Origin of the sequence: Rhizobium favelukesii, assembly GCF_000577275.2 — a bacterium.
GTDB classification, from domain to species: domain Bacteria; phylum Pseudomonadota; class Alphaproteobacteria; order Rhizobiales; family Rhizobiaceae; genus Rhizobium; species Rhizobium favelukesii.
Genome location: NZ_HG916855.1, coordinates 453,490 through 470,096, shown reverse-complemented (window position 1 = coordinate 470,096; position 16,607 = coordinate 453,490). Strand labels below are relative to the sequence as shown.

The following is a 16,607-nucleotide window of genomic DNA, read 5'->3' as shown; positions in this document are numbered from 1 at the left end:
TTTCTGCTGCGAGCGTTCAAGTCGCGGAGAGTTGAGCTGTTTCGGAATTTGCGCCGAAGATCATGGCATGGGCTTTATTTCGACGCCACTCTTTGACGCGCCGTTGCACTGTTCGCAGGAGTCCGTCGGGGTACTCATTCGGATAACGCGCTTGAAGCCGCTCGAGCAACTCGCGGCCTGTCCGCCAAGGTTCCTCCTCAAACCAAGAGCGGAGATCGTCGGTCACGCGGATGAGCGGGTCTGGTCTACGTCGCTCTCGGCGCAGTTTTGGTTTCGCTTTGGCCGTCGGACGGACTTCGCCTTCCGTCCAGGCGTGGCGCAGGTTCTGCAAGAACGTTTCGATATCCGGCGTGGCTGTTGACAGCGAGGCATTGCTGGCAACCTCGACAAGACGCTGCTGCGCTGTTCGAATATCGCGCAATAGTTTCACAGGATCCAACTGATCGCCGATGTGCGATAGCCGATTTCGGACTTCGGTCGGTGTTCTCGGATCTGCCAAGAGCCTCTGATAGGGTGTCGCAGGAGGATGATAGATCTTTTTGACCACCGCGCCATCGCGACGCTTCTCCCGCAGCTTAAAGGATGGCTGAAAGAAGTTTATGAACAAGCGCACCGATCGGTATAGATCGGCCAGGGTCGCAGCGGCCTCGACCCCCTCATAGCGATGATAACCAACAATGCGGCGAACGATCGACCCATTCTTCTGCTCGACGAAAGCCTGATCATTCTTGCGGTAGGGACGGCAACGCGTGAACTCGATATTGGAATCAAGGCAGTAATCCCTGATCGTTTCGTTGATGAACACGCTGTCATTGTCCGTATCGAAGCCGAGCAGCGGAAACGGCATCAGACGCCGCAACTCACTCAACACTTCCGTCAGAAGCTTCTGCTCACGCACAAGCAGAGGCGCACATTCCGTCCAGCCACTGGCAATATCGGTGAGGACTAGCGTTTGGACGAAGCTGCCCCGCGCAACGGGGCCGGAGTGGGAGACAAGATCTGCTTCAACAAACCCAGGCGCGGGATCATCCCAGTCAGAGAATGTCCGGACGGGGACGCTACGCCTTAACGCAGACGAAGCCACCGAATGCCGGCGTCGCCGGCCGCCCGCTGTTTCGCGAATGTCTTTCAGAGCGCGATCCATCGTCGCGGCGCTCATCTGCAATAACAGAGCCCGAACCCGGTCATCCAGGTTGAGGTGTCCGTGCCGCTCCATGGAGATGACCAGCGTCGGGAGCAGCGCCTTTAGCCGCTTTCCACAAACACGGTCGGACGACTCCCACAACACGATAAGCGCTTGGCGGGCGGCTTCGTCATAGATCCGAGGACGTGGTCGAGACGCGACTTGATTATGTGTGCCGCGGAGTAACCGCATCGCATGTTTCCGGTGCATGCCGCTGATCGCAACGAACTGATCGAGAATGCGCGATTTTTCCTCTCGGCTGCCTTGGAGGTAGCGCTTTGCTAAAGCTGCAATCAATTCTTTCTTGGTCGTCACGCTGATGTGCCTCATCTGATTTGCTCCGCACCCACAAATGCTGGGAGCAAATCAGATGAGGCAACGGCCAATAATCAAGGAGCATTTTTGGCGAGGCAATGCGGCGTCTCATCCTGATCGTCGCGCTATAGCGTTTCGAAACCAGTCGGGGTCGTATCCCTTGTCTGCAAGCATTGCTTTGGCCTTGGGCAAGGCTTTGAGCATAAGAGCGGCCCCTCTGTAATCGCTCATCTGGCCTTCGCTTAGCAACATGACCAAAGGTCGGCCCTGGCCATCGCAAACCGCGTGTAGTTTCGAATTCAAACCACCTTTGGTCCGCCCGATACGTCTAGGAACATCCCCTTTTTTAGCAGGCTAGCTGCCGTCCGATGTGCTTTCAAATGGGTAGCATCGATCATCAATTGTTCCGGCTTGCCGCGTTTGGCTGCGAGTTCGGCTAAGATTCGACTGAACACACCAAGCCTGCTCCATCGGATGAAGCGATTATAAATCGTCTTGTGGGGACCATATTCTTTAGGCGCGTCGCGCCAGCGCAATCCGTTCCGAATAACGAAGACAATACCACTGATGATCCGGCGGTCGTCCACTCGCGGAATACTGTGCGACCATGGAAAGTATGGCTTAATGCGGCGCATCTGCGCCTCGGACAACAGCATCAAATCACTCATGGCAGCGCCTCCTTGCGCAACCATTGAATCAATCCGTCGAAGACGACGCAAGTGGAAATGCCACTCCCCTGTTGGCCCGAAGCCGCCCCACATCCCACGATCCGCAAGGACCGCAATGGGTGGAAAGCGGTCAGACGCTGACCTCATTACTCGATGGATGCAGGTCTGCCTTGCACACGCTCCCGAACCGTGAAAGCACCGCCTTTGCGTTTGGCCCGTCTGGCTAAGGTGGTGCTGGTTGTGCGGAACGAGAGAAGCATGTGCTGCGGCAATACCGGTCTGTTCGTGACTATCGTGCCGTTATCGCAGGACCGTCCAATCTGGGTGTAATCACTTGCGTCTCTTTCGCACCATGCATCGATTTCGGCTCGCAACCTACCCAGATCGTAGGGTGAGAATATCCCGTTGTGCTCAAGTCTTGGAAGGGACATGAGGAATCCCCTTGTTGGGGCGAGAGCGCTTCGCTCTCAAGCAGCAACGCCCGTTCAGTGGTTGCCGACAAGTCACTCTATACCTTCAGTTCAATCATGTAATGCAATTTAATGACGCGAAGACTTTGCCGCTGATAACCGTCATTGGCGCTTCGCGGACGTTATAACCATTGCTGGCCTGTCGTGTTCGTGCCCCCGTGGGCGGAACTGCTTTCATAGTTGGGCGTTTTTGTCAGTTAGATCGTAAGCGGTTAGCCGACCACGCTCGACTCGAAGTTCCAGGGCATTAGAGTGTCGATATCCTGCGCGGGCCATCCGTTGGCCATGCGAACTAAGGTCTGTGTCAGCCAGGCGAGCGGATCGACGTTGTTCATTTTAGCTGTCTGCAAAAGCGTGGCGATCGTGGCCCATGTGTTGCCACCGCCTTCGAAGCCGGGTTCATAATGCCGGGTTTCTGGCATTCGAATCCAAGGTCACTTATCCCTTCCATCCACTGGTTGACCAAACCGTATTGGTAACCGGCAGCCATGAGCACGAAGGTGTTCATTATCTGCTGATTCGACAAGTCCATGGTGGCTCATTTCAAATCCCCGCATGGATGTTTGATCCTGCGGCAAGTTCGATCGAGATTGTAGCCGAGCCGCGCCTTTCGGCAACGAAGCTTATTGAACTGCGCGCTTTCATTGATTCTCTCGTACCCTGTCGCTCGGTGCAAGAAGCCGAAGGGATAAGCCATGAGAAAGCAATTTCGCATGCAATTGGATCTGTTCGTGACAGCCCGGCCGGTAGACCTGAGCGACACCCAGCGCCGGGAAGCCTTAACACTCCTGCAACTACTGTTGACAGAAGCGGCGGCAAAGCTGGCCGGCAAGCGGCGCGCCGACGGCGGAAAGGAGGCGGGCAATGAGTAAGATCACTGCCGACCATCTTAGCCTTAGCGCCTTCGTCTACGTCCGGCAGTCGACGGCCTACCAAGTTGCCAATAATCTGGAAAGCCAAAGACGGCAGTACAGCTTAGTCGAGCGTGCTCGACAGTTGGGTTGGGAGACCGTCGAGATCGTGGACGATGACCTTGGACGATCCGGAGGTGGCACGGCCCGCCCGGGATTCGAGAAGCTGTTGGCGGCGATATGTGAAGGTCGGGGTGGGAGCAGTCGTATCGCTTGAGGCCTCACGTCTGGCGCGCAATGGCCGTGATTGGCACACCTTGCTGGAATTTTGTGGTCTGGTCGGCACTCTGATCGTCGATGAAGAGGCTATTTACGATCCGCGCTCGCCTAACGATCGTCTCCTTCTTGGCATGAAGGGCACTATGAGCGAGATGGAGTTATCCGTGTTCGGCAACGATCCGTCGAGGCCATGCGCCAAAAGGCGCGGCGCGGCGACCTTCATCTCACCGTTGCCGTCGGATACGTGAAGACGGATGATGCCCGTGTCGAGAAGGATCCAGATCGGCGCGTTCAGGAGAGCATTCTGCTCGTCTTTCGCAAATTCGCCGAACTGCAGACCGTCCGCCAGGTGTTGCTCTGGTTCAGGCAAGAGAATGTCTTGGTCCCGTCTGTCATTCAAGGGCGCGGCAAACGGCCGATCGAGTGGAAAGCTCCGGTTTATCACACCCTTCATCACATACTGACAAACCCGGTCTACGCCGGCTCCTACGCCTACGGCCGGCGTGCGACACGTGTGATGATCAAGAATGGGCGCAAACGGGTCACCCGTGATACGTTGCGGCGTAATTCGAAGGACTGGGAGGTTTTGATCCACGACCATCATGAAGGCTATATTAGCTGGGCCGAGTTTGAAAGGAATCAGCATCTGATCGCCGAGAATGCGAATGGAAAAAGCTACATGGGACGAGGTTCGATAAGACGTGGCGAAGCTTTATTGCCCGGACTATTCCGCTGCGGTCGCTGCGGTCGCCGACTGCATATTCAATACTCTGGGAAAGGCGGCAATACGCAGCGATATGTTTGTCGCGGCACGTTCGGCGACATGGCGGTCGGCAACTGTATCGGCTTCGGTGGCATGCGAGTTGATCGGGCCGTCGCGCAGGAGGTTCTCGAACGGTTGCAACCTCTCGGAATCGAGGCGGCCTTGCGAGCAATGGAGGCGCACACTCAGCGTCATAGCGATAAGCATCAGCAACTCGAGAACTCAATCAAGCAAGCACAATACGAGGCTGCCCGGGCGCGCCGCCAGTATGACGCTGTCGATCCCGACAATCGGTTGGTCGCGGGCGAGTTGGAAAGGCGCTGGAATGAGAAGCTGATCCAATTGCGTGACCTAGAGATCGAGCTTGAGACGCTCTCGACCGACCGTGACATGCCCGCACTATCGGCAGATGACTGTGCAAGACTGATGAAGCTCGGTAGCGACCTGGGGCAGGCATGGGACAGCCCCAGTGTATCCACCGAGACGCGCAAAAAGATCATTCGGTTACTGATCACGGAAATTATCGTCGATATCGTCGACGACACATTGGCGATCATCATTCATTGGCAAGGTGGCGATCATACCCGGATGACAGTGAGGAAGAACAAGATCGGCCAGACCCGCTGGGCAGTTAAGGCTGATGTCGTTGATCTCGTGCGCGCTTTGGCCAGGCAGTTACCTGATTTGTCAATCGCAGCGATCCTGAACCGTTCCGGCAAGCGGACCGGGCATGGCGCCAGCTGGACGCGAAGCCACGTCTGCAGTCTTCGCAACATCCATGGTATCTCCGTCTATCGAGAAGGTGAGCGGGCCGAACGCGGTGAGAGAACCCTCGATGAGGCCGCGGACATTCTGAAGGTGAGTCGAGCTACGGCCTATCGGATGGTCAGCAGCGGCGCCCTTCCGGCGCGCCAGCTATGCACCGGGGCGCCTTGGATCGTTCGACTTTCCGACCTCCAGCACGACGTCGTGCGCCGCGAAGCCGATGCCAGGCGATCACGGCGCCCGAGATCTCAGGATCTGGTTCAAAATCCCCTTTTATTATAAGGACATCATCAGATGAGCAGTATGACGCGCCAACGTCGCTTCCGGCAAATAGACTATTCTTCCGTGTGATCGTTTGGGGACGGATTGCGCGCTCGACGATATTGGAGTCAATCTCGATGCGGCCGTCACCGAGAAAGCGATCCAGAGATTGTCGGCGGGTCATTGCATAGCGGATCGCCTCCGCGGTCTTGGACTTGCCAGAGACCTTCGCCAGCTCCTTTTCCCAGATGTCAAAAAGGTTGGCGACAATGGCCGCAGACCGCTCTTGTCGTGCGGCAGCACGGATGTTGGCATCCTTTCCCCGGATCTCGTCCTCGACCTTCCACAACTCGGTCATCGCCTTCACCGAGGCTGTCGCGGCCTGATTGATACCACCGATATGGAGTTCGTAAAATTTGCGCCTGACATGCGCCCAGCACCCTGCCAACGCGATGGTCTCCTTGCTGCCGGCCTTGACCTGCTCTTTGACCATGCTCGTATAGGCGCCGTGCCCATCCACCTGGAGAATGCCGTTGAAGCCGCTCAGGTGACGGGCCACACAGCGCCCGCCTCTGCTGTCTTCAAATCTATAGGCGACCATTGGTGGCCCTGATCCCCCGAACGGCCGATCATCACGTGCATAGGCCCACAGCCATGCCGTCATTGTTTTTCCCGAACCAGGCACCAGGGTCGGCAATGTCGTTTCGTCGGCAAAGATCCTTTCACCTGCTTTGATTTTCTCCAGGATGTAATCCGCAAGGATCTTGAGCTCGAAGCCGAGATGTCCCATCCATTGAGCCATCAACGAGCGGCTCAGCGTCACGCTATCGCGCAGGTAGATTGTTTCCTGACGGTAGAGCGGAAGGCCGTCGGCATATTTGGACACGGCGATGTAAGCCAGGAGCCGTTCGCTCGGCAGCCCGGCTTCGATGATATAGCAAGGCGCTAGAGCCTGCAGCACACCGTCACGCCCTCTGAATGCGTATTTAGGCCGGCGGGTAACGATGACCCTGAACTTCGGCGCGATGACATCGAGCCGCTCGGATCGGTCTTCGCCAATCAAAACCTTTTCCAGCCCTCGGCATTCTTCGGGGATTTCAGGCTCGATGACCTCCTCAATGCGCTCGAGATGGGCGCCAAAGCCCTTGCGCGGGCGTGCTTCCCGCTTCGGCTTGTCTTTCCGTGACTGGTCGAGCTCGCTGTCGATCGCTGCCAGACCGGTCTCGACTTCCTCGAACGCAAAGTCGATCTGATCGTCGTTGATCCCCAGTCGCAGCCGTTCCGAGCGCGTGCCTTTCTGAGCCCGCTCAAGCACTTTCACAATCGCAGTGAGAGTGGCTATCCGCTCGTCCGTATCCTTCTTGAGCGCCTCAAGCCGGGTGATCTCCGCTCGGGCAGCGGCGCCTTCTGCGCTCATGGCGACGATCATCGCCTTGAGTGCATCAACGTCGTCAGGAAGGTCCGAAGCAGAGAACGCCATAGCAGGAAGTAGATCACAAATTGTGAACTTTTCCTAGCGTTTACAGCAACATGCGTCGGATTTCTTGGAGGGATTCAGCCTGTCGAAAGCGGCCTCCTGATTGCCGCCGGGAGGATCCTCTTCCAGTCCATTCCGGCCAGAAGGGCCATGAGCTGGGCATGATCCAGACGGATGCGCGCCGCCGTCGCAGCCGGCCAGCAAAAGCCGTTTCCTTCGATAACTTTCGAATAGAGACAGACCCCACTGCCATCCCACCACACGATCCGGACACGGTCCTTCCGCTTGGAACGGAACACATAGAGGGCGCCATTGAACGGGTCGAGACCGCCATCCCTGACCAAAGCCATCAACGAAGCCGCTCCCTTGCGAAAGTCGACCGGTTGGCAGGAGACGTAAACAACAACGCCAGACGCAATCATGCCTTGCGCACCGCCCGTAGGATCTTGGCAAGATGATCCGGCTCGATATCCCCGGCCACGCGCACCACGACGTCACCCATGACGATTCCACCGGCGAACTTGCAACAGCTTCGACGCGCGCGAAACTAACCCTTTCATTAGCCTCTTTCGAAAGGGGCACAACCGATCCCGAGGCCAATGCCTTGCGACGCCAGCCGTAAAGCTGCGAGGGATCTAGCCCCTCAGCGCGGGCGATCGCTGATACATTCGCCCCCGGCAGCAATGTCTCCGCAATCAGCCGAGCCTTCTCAGCATCCGGCCAATCTCGTGGCTTGCGCCTCGTCCGTATTGGTGTCGCCGTCAGAACCTCAAAGGCACGAGCCTGATTCACACTGTCGCTCATAGGTTTCTCCGCATGATTCATGCCGAAAATGAGCGATCTTTCGATGCCGCGCTACGTGGGATGGCCTACCCGCTTACGTTAGATCGGGTACTGCTGGCATTCCGCCGGCACTGCCGAATGGGAGAAAAATCATGAGAACGATATTGATCGCGATAGGTGCGTTAACTGCTTTAGCCGGGTCTGCTTTTGCGGCCGAGCCTGCCAAGACGGTGGACACGAAAATGGGCAAGATCCTGGCTACTGAAAATGGCATGGTCCTTTACACCTTCGACAAAGATACAAAAGGCAAATCCAACTGCGATAAGGATTGCCTGAAGAAGTGGCCGGCGTTCCACGCCGGAGCCAAGGCCAAGGCAGAAGGCGAATGGACTCTAGTCAAAGCTGCGGATGGCAAAGAGATGTGGGCCTACGAGGGCAAGCCGCTCTACACCTATGTCGAGGATAAGAAAGCCGGTGAAGCCAACGGCGATGGCGTTGGGGGAGTTTGGCACGCGGCCAAATAGCTGAACCGGCGACCGTTTGAACGGGCGGTCGTCGGATCGCCTTGAACCGCAAGACCGACCTCTGGAACTACATATCCCTTCTCTACGGCTTTCGCCGACAACCCGGCCTCCGCCGAATGCTGCTCCATTCCTCGCGACATCATCTACTAGATCCCAAATGCTGGTCAGAAGCAGGGATCGGGGACGCAGATTGTATGCGGTCTTTAGTTTGCGCTGCAGCCCACTCGAGAAAAAGGTTGTAGGCAACCGCCAACAAGGTCGGCCCGAGAAAAAGCCCAATCAGGCCGAACGCCAAGACACCGCCAATAAGCCCAAACAGGCCGAGCAGCACAGGTAGGTTGCTGTTTTGGTTAAGCAGATACGGTCGAAGGAAATTGTCAATGCTGCTGACGAGAAGCAAGCCCCAGATCGCGATGAAGATGCCCCATCCTACTGATCCTTGCAGGAGCAACCAAAGGGCAACCGGTCCCCACAAGAACGGTGGTCCGACGGGCACAAACGACAGCGCAAAGGTCAGGCAGCCCAATAACAGCGATTGAGGTACGCCGGCGATCCAGAAACCGATGCCAGCCAGTAGGCCTTGCGCAAGGGCCGTTCCGATCATTCCGTAGATGACACCCTTCACGGTCATGCCGATTATCGTGAGCAACCTCTTGGCACGAGGACCTGCAACGCGCTCACTGATCTGACGCATGAAACTGATCATGCGTCGGCCGTGCAGGAACAAAAAGAAGGTGATGAATATGCTTAGCCCGAGTTCGAGGAGGCCGGTGCCGAAAGCTGCCCCGCCAGCGAGAGCAATATCGGTGACAGGACCGGTCAGCCTCTTGAGCTCGACGATAAATGCAGGAGCGTCGTCAGTGAGGTTTTCCCAGTAAGCAGCCACGCTCTCGCCAACAATCGGCAGGCCTCTCACCCAGTTGGGTGGCGCGGAAGGACCCTGCTCCAGGACGCGCGTTATTCCCCCGGCGAGTTTGGTTATGTCGTCGGCGAGCGCCGTTACGAGGACAGCAAGCGGTGCGACCACAACAATGACCACCAATATCGTCATAGCTGCGGCAGCCGGCGCTCGGTAGCCCCCGACAGCACGTTCGCATTGGCGGTAGATTGGCCAGGTCGAGAAACAAATTACTGCGGCCCACAGGATTGCCGACAGGAAGGGCCAAAGCACAAGTGTGCAACCAACAGTCAGTAGCAGAAGGGCACCGATACCCAGAGCTGGTTCAATCAGTCGGCTAGGTGGCACCATGATTAGTCCGCCTGTTCCCTTGCGACGCCGTTCCATCTGCAAACACGAGGCGTGATCTTGAGCGCGGTTAGCATAGCGGTCGATGGCTACCGTGTGGCCGGCACGCCGGACGGAGATCATCTTGCTCCCTAGTTTAAGGTTGTCAATTTCCGCTATTGGCGGCGCTTTTGAGACCTTGGTCTAAATCTCATAATGGCGGGAAGTTGCCGTTCGTGGCCTAGTCCGAAAGCGATGGCTCGTGGCAGTTGATGCCAGATTAATAGGTCCTGACCCTAGGTCACGGGGCATATGCCTACCGATTTTATCGTTCACGCCCGAGCGATTTTCGCCCATAGGTTCATCGCCGCTGCGCGCAGTTTGCGATGATGGCTGGATATAATGTCGTGGCGCGAGATGCGGAAGAGGTTGGCAATCGGGTCATGGATGGAGACGAAGCGCTGGAGATGTCGGGCTGACTTGAAACGCTTCATAATCCGCTCGCGCCGTCGCGTCGGTTGGTGGGAGTTTTCAGCCCGGTTGTTAAGCCCCTTGTGTGACCGATGCTCGATGCCCGGCATAACGCATCAGGCGCTTGGCCGCCTTCGCGTTGCGGCGGCTCTGCACGAGAACGTCAATCACAAAGCCGTCCTGATCCACCGCACGCCAAAGCCAATGCTTCTCGCCACGGACCAGGCGCACCGAGGACAAGCCTTTATCCGACTGCAGCATAAGCCACATGCCCTTCAGCCAAACACGCAAAGGAAGCTTTGTGGAATGCAAAGGCGTGTGTGTCGTCACCGTGAACTGGAACCGGCAATCGCCGCTCGAGCATTGATAGAGACCCGGACGCGCATGCCGCTTGCCAGTATCGCGACCGGCGATCGCGATCGAGCGTTTAACCACAGGCAGGGCAAACTCTCCCACCCGGCCACACCATGCTTTCCAGCAACCGCCGACATTGCTCTTCATCGCGAAAAAGGCCATGATCATATCTTCCGCGGTCCGAATGTTGGTAAGCGCTGCTAGCATCGTTTCCGTCATTCTTTATCTCCTTCGGATCATGTCCGAAAAATCGCATGGTAAGCCCTTGGAAAACAAGGCAATTGCTGTCTTTGGTTGATAAAGGCCTCGTACGATTTCGAACTGCTCTTGTTCCGACCCCAGCTCGGCAGAACCCTTGAAGCCGTGAAAAAAGACGAACGCACCGCGAAGATCGTCGTCTTCCGGTAGCTCAATCCTATAGTTGCCGCCAGTAACCATGCACGGACGATCGCCTCCACAGGAAGCCGTCGCGGATGCGCCTCCGGGAACGATGAACATGATCAGTAGAATGCAACCCAAATATCGAAACATGTCGTCACCTCAACATCGCCCAGGCAACGATGCTTAGTGCCCTTCCCCGGAGCTGACAATTTGCTCGGCTATCACATCAACGAGAGGTGAAGAGGCCTGGTGATGTAGAGAACAAAATCCTGAATCCAGCAACAGATAGATGGTGCGCACGGGAGAAGTGCGCCCCTAGGCTCTCTTTGATTTTAGTCGGTTCGCCGCCCTGCTTCATCCAAGTAACTCAACTGAACCCTTTTATTGCTTGGCCAGACGAGGGAAGCTAAACAGCGGTTTTTTCGGATGCTGGTCAGCCAACCTGCTCAGTTGGTTTCACGCCGGTTATATCCGGGTCAGCGTAGCCGATAGGAAAAAGGCCCGAGCATGCGAGGCTCGGGCCAAGAGTCTTGGCGACACAGCACGGGAGGAAATGCCGCGGCCGTCTTGAGAGTAGTCGCCGATGGTTTAACGCTTAGTAACCATCTAACGACGCATGACAGAAGCAATCAGGACACGCCAGCGCTTTCAGCAGAACGCCTCTGCCGCCATTCAGGCTAACCCGTCCGTCCAAGGGCAAAGTCAGAGCTTCTGCTGCTCAATTGCGGTGAAGCGCAGCGCCCGTCCATCGGCTGCAACTAAGCTCTCCATGTCCTTTTCGAGCCCGTCGCGATCGTCAACACCGCGCAAAAGACGACCAGCAAGCACGTCGAAACGGCCAGCAGCGATGTCTGTGATCAGAAGTGCAGCGCGTGAGGGATCGATGTCGACGCCATCGTCAAAGAGCTGCTGGATGCCAGGCAGGTAGGTTTTACCGGCCTCGGAAAACAGCTGCATTTCGGTCATCGCGCTCCGGACAAGCCCCGGATCGACTGCGAAGGCGCGCACGTTATGAGCGATCGTTGTATCATTGAGACACTCCGTCAGGCGCATGATGGCCGCTTTGCTCGATGCGTAACCGGAGCCGTGGGGGAAGCTGTTGCCTGTTCCACCACTGACTAGGTTGACGATCCGGCCCTTGCCGCGCGCCAGCATTGTTGGAGTTGCCGCGCGGCTGGTGTGGAAGGTTCCGCGCAGATTGATCTCTACATCCCGCCACCAGACGAGCGGATCACACTCCCATACAGGACCGAAAGCCTGGAAAGAGCCATGGTTGTTGACCAGTGTTTCGACTGGACCCAATTCGGATGCAATCCGGGCAAAAGCGCTTTCGACGGCGCTGTATTCGGCAACGTCGGTCGTCACAGCGATCGCTCGCCCGCCCCCGCCTTGAATCAGCGAGACAGTTTCCTCGATCTCGGTCGCTGTCCGCGCAAGCACAGCGACCTTGGCGCCCTCCCGCGCCTGCTGCAGTGCAATCTCCCGACCAATCCCCCTACCGCCACCGGTGACGACAGCTACGGTGTCCGTAAGCCGGGCCATTTTTGTACTCCTCGTTCTGTTGTAGGTCGGTTTTTGCAAGTCGATCTTATGTAGACGATCACCTCTACTTCAGGAAGCCCCGGCCGGAGTGGCCCGCATGGCTGTGCTGCCAACTCGTCGTCGCCATCGCCTCGCAGAGCCAGCCCGAGGGATGGCGATCCCGTTCCGAGCGCTGCAGGCGCGGCTGCTGACTGGTTTGGGCGCAGAAGCGTTGCGGGGGATTCCTCCGTGCGCGGATCTTATTTTGTCGGCAAAAGGTGGGTCGGCCCTCGAGTCGTGGTTTCGCGACTGGGTGGCGTTCGCACAAGGTCACAGGGGCGTCGTCAACCTCATGGCGGCGGCCCACACCAACCCGCAGTCCGCGCTATATGCGGCCTGTGCGTCCGTACATTCCGCGAGCGCGCGGCTCCTGCTCCGCGCCCAGTCCGACGGCTCTGCCCGTCATGACATGAACGGAGACGACCTGTTCGCCCTGATGACGGCGCTGGGCTGGGCGATCGACCAGCCCTCCTTCGCTCCGCCGGCCGATCAGCTCGTGCGTCTGATCACGGACGCCGTCCTTGCGGAGCGACAAGGCGCGACAGATGCGATTGACGCGCCCATCCGATCACGCGTCTGAGGCAGTTTCATGTGAAGATAGGGCCTCCACGACCGAGCCTTTTCAGTTCAGCGCGCTGATGCCGTTTCGATGATGTCTGCACCGCGCCAAAGAGCCTTGACCCGATCGACAAACCATTTGCCTGCCGGTCCAGAGGCTGCGACGTCTGGTGAGACACCGATATAGTCAGCATGTATCCATCAGCCTTACTATCGGAAGAGCGATGATGCCGATGCTCGCCGGACCGCCGTGACCTACGTCTCGCGCGGATTGGTTCGACTTGCTCTTGAACGGATTCGAACCGCAGACCATACGATCCCAAAAAGGTTCTGGGGTGATCTAAGGAATCTAAAAGGACATCGCTAGCGGGTGCCCGCGCCCGATTTCAGTCTTGCCACGGGTCGACTACGATCACGCCGGTATCATCGAAATCCTGAACATTACGCGTGACTACAGTTAAACCGCGAACCAGCGCGGTAGCGGCGATCAAAGCATCAGCCTCGTTGCGGCGGTCTGGAATATGTAAGTGGGCACAACGCGTCGCTATCGCGTCATCGATTGGCAGAACTCGCTCTGCGAATTCAGGACGAACACGGCTATCCATCCATCCCCGCAAGCGAGAGCCCTGGGCAGCGTCGCGACGCTGGATGGTTAATATTCCGCGCTCAATTTCCAGGATCGTAATTGCGGAAATGAACAAGTCATTGGAATCTTGCGCACCGACCCACTTCGTCACATTGGCATCTGCTTTACCGTCTCCAACTTTGCGCAACTCGGAGACGACGTTTGTATCCAGCAGGTACTTCAAGACAGATCGACCTCGCGAGGCGCAATTTCGGCTCTCAGTGGATCTAATTCGATCGTCGACAAACCAGGCATTGAAAGAGTATCGACGAGATTCCGTCGCTTGCCGGTCAGGCGGACGAATTCGCTGTACGTCATCAACACATGGGACGGCTTCCCGCGATCTGTAATAACTACAGGTCCTCTTTTGGCAGCCTTCTTTGCCTTACTGACGTCGTGGTTCAACTCCCGGCTAGACAAACTTGTGATGCTCATAGAATGCCTCCATGTAGGAACATACCTACATATATGATATTATTGACTGTGGAGCAATATACAAGATAGCCGCCTTGAAGGGCTACGAACGTTGGATCCCGTAATCGGCCAAGGAAATATCTGTTTCGCGCTAATTTAGGAGCAGCGTTGAGCTGCTAATCTATCCAATGTCGGAGAACTTCTGTGGCTCATTTGGTTCTCGCGATCCTCAGCCTGCGATTCACCCAAAAATGTGGCCACATGGGCCCGCGCGCCCGCTTATTCTTCAACAAACGCTCGTTGCATCGAGTCCAGAACTGGCTTTGATAGGTACTCAAAGAAAGTGCGATCCCCGGTCGTGATAAAGGCCTCGACCGGCATGCCTGGGTGCAGATCGTTCGCGGTTATGGCCGCCGAAAGCGGATCGGCTATCCTCAACAGCGCCCTGTAGTATGGTTGGTGTGTTGTCTCATCGATCAATCGGTCAGCCGACACCTGTTCAACGACCGCATCAACTTCGGGCGTCAATCGAGCATTGAGAGCTGTTAGTCGCAGTCGCGCTTCTTGTCCCTTATGGACGGCATCAATGTCATTTGGCTGCAGTCGTGCCTCTACAAGCGGCCGCGAAGTTGTCGGCAGTATTTCCATCACCTTTTCACCAGGACTGATGACGTTGCCAACGAAATTATAAATCGAACTCACCACGATGCCGTCGGCGGGGGCCCGGATGTGCATGCCGGATAGTGAGCGCCCGGTTTGACTGGCTGGCGCTCCTCCAGCCGGATCTCGTGCCCCCAGGGAATGCTGGGTCGTATTCGTACAGGAACCGGCTGCCTTTGCGCAGCTTCAATTCGCCAAGCGTCATGGCCGGGGAACGGGCACCCGTCTCCCACGAGCCGTACCGCGCCGTGTGAATGATGAATTCGTAAAGGTGGATGCCTTCCCACCCCATCGCGACCTGAAGGACGCCATGAAACTCGCGCAACGTCATCGTCGAGGCTACCTGAACCCTACGCCACACCATCGGGTTCACGTCCTTTAGCCAGATGCGAAATTGCAGGATAAAAACCTCATCCTCCGAGGCGGGCGTCTTCCCGCTGCTCTTTGCTGACTTCCGTTTTGCCCCACCCGCCGGCTCCGCCAAAATTCAATGACGACGACATACTCCGCTCCATCCCGACCCACAAATCCTCATGCTCCCCGTGTTGCCACGTGCCATGTTGACGAGCACGCCTTCGGGGCCAAGTGCCTCCAGAACTTCGCGCGAGATGATCCGGTCGTTGATGCGTTGCCGGGCGCGATCACCTAGCGCGAAGCGTGTGCGGTGCCTAGCCTTGGTCTAGCATTACAGTTGCATATCTATCTGTGGTCTGAATCTATGGGTCTCCATGATTCGGAGGTCATGGATGACAGGTGCATCAATCGAGACGACGCTTGAGCTTTGGGCATCATCGTTGCGCGACGTGAAGGCTCGCATGCGCAGACTGTTTACGCAGGAGCGAGTTGCAGCCTCTGCGAACCTTTTCCTGGACGGCTTGCTGGGTGACGAGCGGCGTAAGACAGGTTGGATGCGTGCTGAGGCGGCCGGTGATCCCGGCCCGTGGCGGCAACAAGCCATTCTGGGGCGCGGGCGCTGGGACGCGGACGCACTTCGCGACATCGTGCGAGAGTATGTCGTAGAAAACCTCGCCACGGATGATGCGGTCCTGGTCATCGACGAGACGGGCTTCCTCAAGCAGGGCAAGACATCGTGCGGTGTTGCACGTCAATATACAGGTTCGGCTGGCAAGATAACGAACTGCCAGATCGGTGTGTTCGCCGCCTATGTGTCCGTTCGCGGTCATGCCTTTATCGATCGGGCCCTGTACTTGCCCAAAAGCTGGACCGGCGATCCGGCAAGGCTGGCAGCAGCTCATGTTCCTCAGGCTACAGCCTTCGCTACCAAGCCAGGCCTGGCTGTCGAGATGATACGGCGTGCGCTGGCAGCCGATGTGCCGTTTTCATGGGTGGCCGCAGATGCGGTCTATGGCGTCGGGGACGTTGAAGGGACCCTGCGTCGAGCCTGCAAAGGCTACGTTCTTGGGGTTAAATCGGACCACCATTTCGGCTCCTGGTCGGGTAAGCCTCCGGTCGCCGGCACAGCGCAGGAGATCGCCCGTGATCTCGATTCAAGTGCATGGCAGCGTCTTTCCGCCGGTGAGGGCACCAAAGGCGCGCGGCTTCATGACTGGGCCTACTGTGAACTCGCCGATCTCGATGCCGACGAATACAACGAGACGACATCAGGGCTTTGGACCCGTGGCCTCCTGATCCGGCGCAATATCAGCGACGGTGATCTCGCATTCTTCACCACATGGTGCCTGGCCGGGACGGACATCCAGACGCTCGTTTCCGTTGAAGGCCATCGCTGGGCGATCGAAGACAGCTTCGAGACCGCCAAGAACGAGCTCGGACTCGATCACAATGAAACCCGGTCATGGCATGGCTGGCATCGCCACGTCTCCCTCGTCATGCTTGCCTTCGCCATGATGGCGGTGATCCGGTACCGCGCCAATGACGCGACGCCCCCAAAAAGACCGCGGATGCCGACCATCAGGATTTGATCCGCTGGTCTATCCAGGAAGTCCGGCGCATCGCCATCAGACTCGCCCAGCGTCGC

13 protein-coding genes and 8 pseudogenes are annotated in these 16,607 nt (G+C 57.3%); 7 read left to right on the top strand and 14 right to left on the bottom strand.

What is annotated here, in order from left to right; genetic code table 11:
• Positions 1–16: 16 nt before the first annotated feature.
• The 3 genes and pseudogenes from LPU83_RS65705 to LPU83_RS65690 all read right to left on the bottom strand — a co-directional run.
• Entirely contained in the window at positions 17–1,513 is a 1,497-nt protein-coding gene (locus LPU83_RS65705; RefSeq protein WP_040680892.1) for an ISNCY family transposase, read from the bottom strand.
• A 111-nt stretch (positions 1,514–1,624) separates the two neighbouring features.
• Positions 1,625–2,166: pseudogene (locus tag LPU83_RS65695) on the bottom strand (IS5 family transposase); the annotation flags it as partial.
• A gap of 682 nt (positions 2,167–2,848) precedes the next feature.
• A pseudogene (locus LPU83_RS65690) lies at positions 2,849–3,031 on the bottom strand (transposase domain-containing protein); the annotation flags it as partial.
• Between LPU83_RS65690 and LPU83_RS74725 the strand changes: the two are divergent.
• The 3 genes and pseudogenes from LPU83_RS74725 to LPU83_RS65680 form a co-directional block, all read left to right on the top strand.
• Positions 3,007–3,228 (top strand): annotated as a pseudogene (locus tag LPU83_RS74725) (DUF5372 family protein); the annotation flags it as partial. The pseudogenes LPU83_RS65690 and LPU83_RS74725 overlap by 25 nt on opposite strands.
• Positions 3,229–3,331: 103 nt before the next feature.
• Positions 3,332–3,508, top strand: coding sequence for a hypothetical protein (locus tag LPU83_RS74720; protein WP_208245142.1), 177 nt, complete (start codon positions 3,332–3,334; stop codon positions 3,506–3,508).
• A pseudogene (locus tag LPU83_RS65680) lies at positions 3,501–5,576 on the top strand (recombinase family protein). Before LPU83_RS74720 ends, LPU83_RS65680 begins: the two are co-directional and overlap by 8 nt.
• Before the next feature lie 28 nt (positions 5,577–5,604).
• On the opposite strand, the pseudogene tnpC reads toward LPU83_RS65680, so the two are convergent.
• Positions 5,605–7,035, bottom strand: a pseudogene (tnpC, locus tag LPU83_RS65675) (IS66 family transposase); the annotation flags it as partial.
• 74 nt (positions 7,036–7,109) lie between these two features.
• Positions 7,110–7,382 carry an IS66 family insertion sequence element accessory protein TnpB gene (gene tnpB, locus LPU83_RS65670; protein WP_231052124.1) on the bottom strand — a complete coding sequence of 91 codons (273 nt, stop codon included), beginning with the start codon at positions 7,380–7,382 and terminating at the stop codon, positions 7,110–7,112.
• A 104-nt stretch (positions 7,383–7,486) separates the two neighbouring features.
• Here tnpB and LPU83_RS74705 point away from each other — a divergent pair, with 104 nt between their 5' ends.
• Positions 7,487–7,654, top strand: coding sequence for a hypothetical protein (locus tag LPU83_RS74705; RefSeq protein WP_225039980.1), 168 nt, complete (start codon positions 7,487–7,489; stop codon positions 7,652–7,654).
• 5 nt (positions 7,655–7,659) lie between these two features.
• On the opposite strand, the pseudogene LPU83_RS74700 reads toward LPU83_RS74705, so the two are convergent.
• A pseudogene (locus LPU83_RS74700) lies at positions 7,660–7,836 on the bottom strand (transposase); the annotation flags it as partial.
• A 131-nt stretch (positions 7,837–7,967) separates the two neighbouring features.
• On the opposite strand from LPU83_RS74700, the gene LPU83_RS65660 reads away from it, so the two are divergent.
• Positions 7,968–8,339 carry a COG4315 family predicted lipoprotein gene (locus tag LPU83_RS65660; RefSeq protein WP_024318952.1) on the top strand — a complete coding sequence of 124 codons (372 nt, stop codon included), beginning with the start codon at positions 7,968–7,970 and terminating at the stop codon, positions 8,337–8,339.
• Between the two features lie 139 nt (positions 8,340–8,478).
• Here the strand turns inward: LPU83_RS65660 and LPU83_RS65655 are convergent, their stop codons facing one another.
• The 4 genes and pseudogenes from LPU83_RS65655 to LPU83_RS65640 all read right to left on the bottom strand — a co-directional run bounded on the left by LPU83_RS65655 (position 8,479) and on the right by LPU83_RS65640 (position 12,312).
• The gene (locus tag LPU83_RS65655; protein ID WP_024318953.1) at positions 8,479–9,588 is read right to left on the bottom strand and encodes an AI-2E family transporter; all 1,110 of its coding nucleotides are present in this window, start codon (positions 9,586–9,588) and stop codon (positions 8,479–8,481) included.
• Positions 9,589–9,896: 308 nt separating this feature from the next.
• Positions 9,897–10,257, bottom strand: a pseudogene (locus LPU83_RS65650) (DDE-type integrase/transposase/recombinase); the annotation flags it as partial.
• Positions 10,258–10,608, bottom strand: a pseudogene (locus LPU83_RS65645) (transposase); the annotation flags it as partial. It lies immediately after the preceding pseudogene.
• Between the two features lie 864 nt (positions 10,609–11,472).
• On the bottom strand, positions 11,473–12,312 hold the full coding sequence (locus tag LPU83_RS65640; RefSeq protein ID WP_024318957.1) for an SDR family NAD(P)-dependent oxidoreductase: 840 nt from the start codon (positions 12,310–12,312) through the stop codon (positions 11,473–11,475).
• A gap of 97 nt (positions 12,313–12,409) precedes the next feature.
• On the opposite strand from LPU83_RS65640, the gene LPU83_RS65635 reads away from it, so the two are divergent.
• A complete protein-coding gene (locus LPU83_RS65635; RefSeq protein ID WP_024318958.1) occupies positions 12,410–12,931 on the top strand; it encodes an SbtR family transcriptional regulator in 522 nt (173 codons plus the stop codon).
• Positions 12,932–13,295: 364 nt separating this feature from the next.
• On the opposite strand, the gene LPU83_RS65630 is transcribed toward LPU83_RS65635, so the two are convergent.
• The 4 genes from LPU83_RS65630 to LPU83_RS65615 all read right to left on the bottom strand — a co-directional run bounded on the left by LPU83_RS65630 (position 13,296) and on the right by LPU83_RS65615 (position 14,972).
• Entirely contained in the window at positions 13,296–13,718 is a 423-nt protein-coding gene (locus LPU83_RS65630) for a type II toxin-antitoxin system VapC family toxin (RefSeq protein ID WP_040680888.1), read from the bottom strand.
• The gene (locus tag LPU83_RS65625; RefSeq protein ID WP_024318960.1) at positions 13,715–13,969 is read right to left on the bottom strand and encodes a type II toxin-antitoxin system prevent-host-death family antitoxin; all 255 of its coding nucleotides are present in this window, start codon (positions 13,967–13,969) and stop codon (positions 13,715–13,717) included. Before LPU83_RS65625 ends, LPU83_RS65630 begins: the two co-directional genes overlap by 4 nt.
• Before the next feature lie 258 nt (positions 13,970–14,227).
• Positions 14,228–14,653, bottom strand: coding sequence for a beta-barrel domain-containing protein (locus tag LPU83_RS65620; protein WP_225039982.1), 426 nt, complete (start codon positions 14,651–14,653; stop codon positions 14,228–14,230).
• Complete coding sequence (locus LPU83_RS65615) at positions 14,634–14,972, bottom strand: plasmid pRiA4b ORF-3 family protein (RefSeq protein ID WP_082321380.1); 339 nt, start codon at positions 14,970–14,972, stop codon at positions 14,634–14,636. The genes LPU83_RS65620 and LPU83_RS65615 overlap by 20 nt, the downstream gene beginning before the upstream one ends.
• A 364-nt stretch (positions 14,973–15,336) precedes the next feature.
• Here LPU83_RS65615 and LPU83_RS65610 point away from each other — a divergent pair, with 364 nt between their 5' ends.
• A complete protein-coding gene (locus tag LPU83_RS65610) occupies positions 15,337–16,551 on the top strand; it encodes an IS701 family transposase (protein WP_082321218.1) in 1,215 nt (404 codons plus the stop codon).
• Positions 16,552–16,607: the final 56 nt, after the last annotated feature.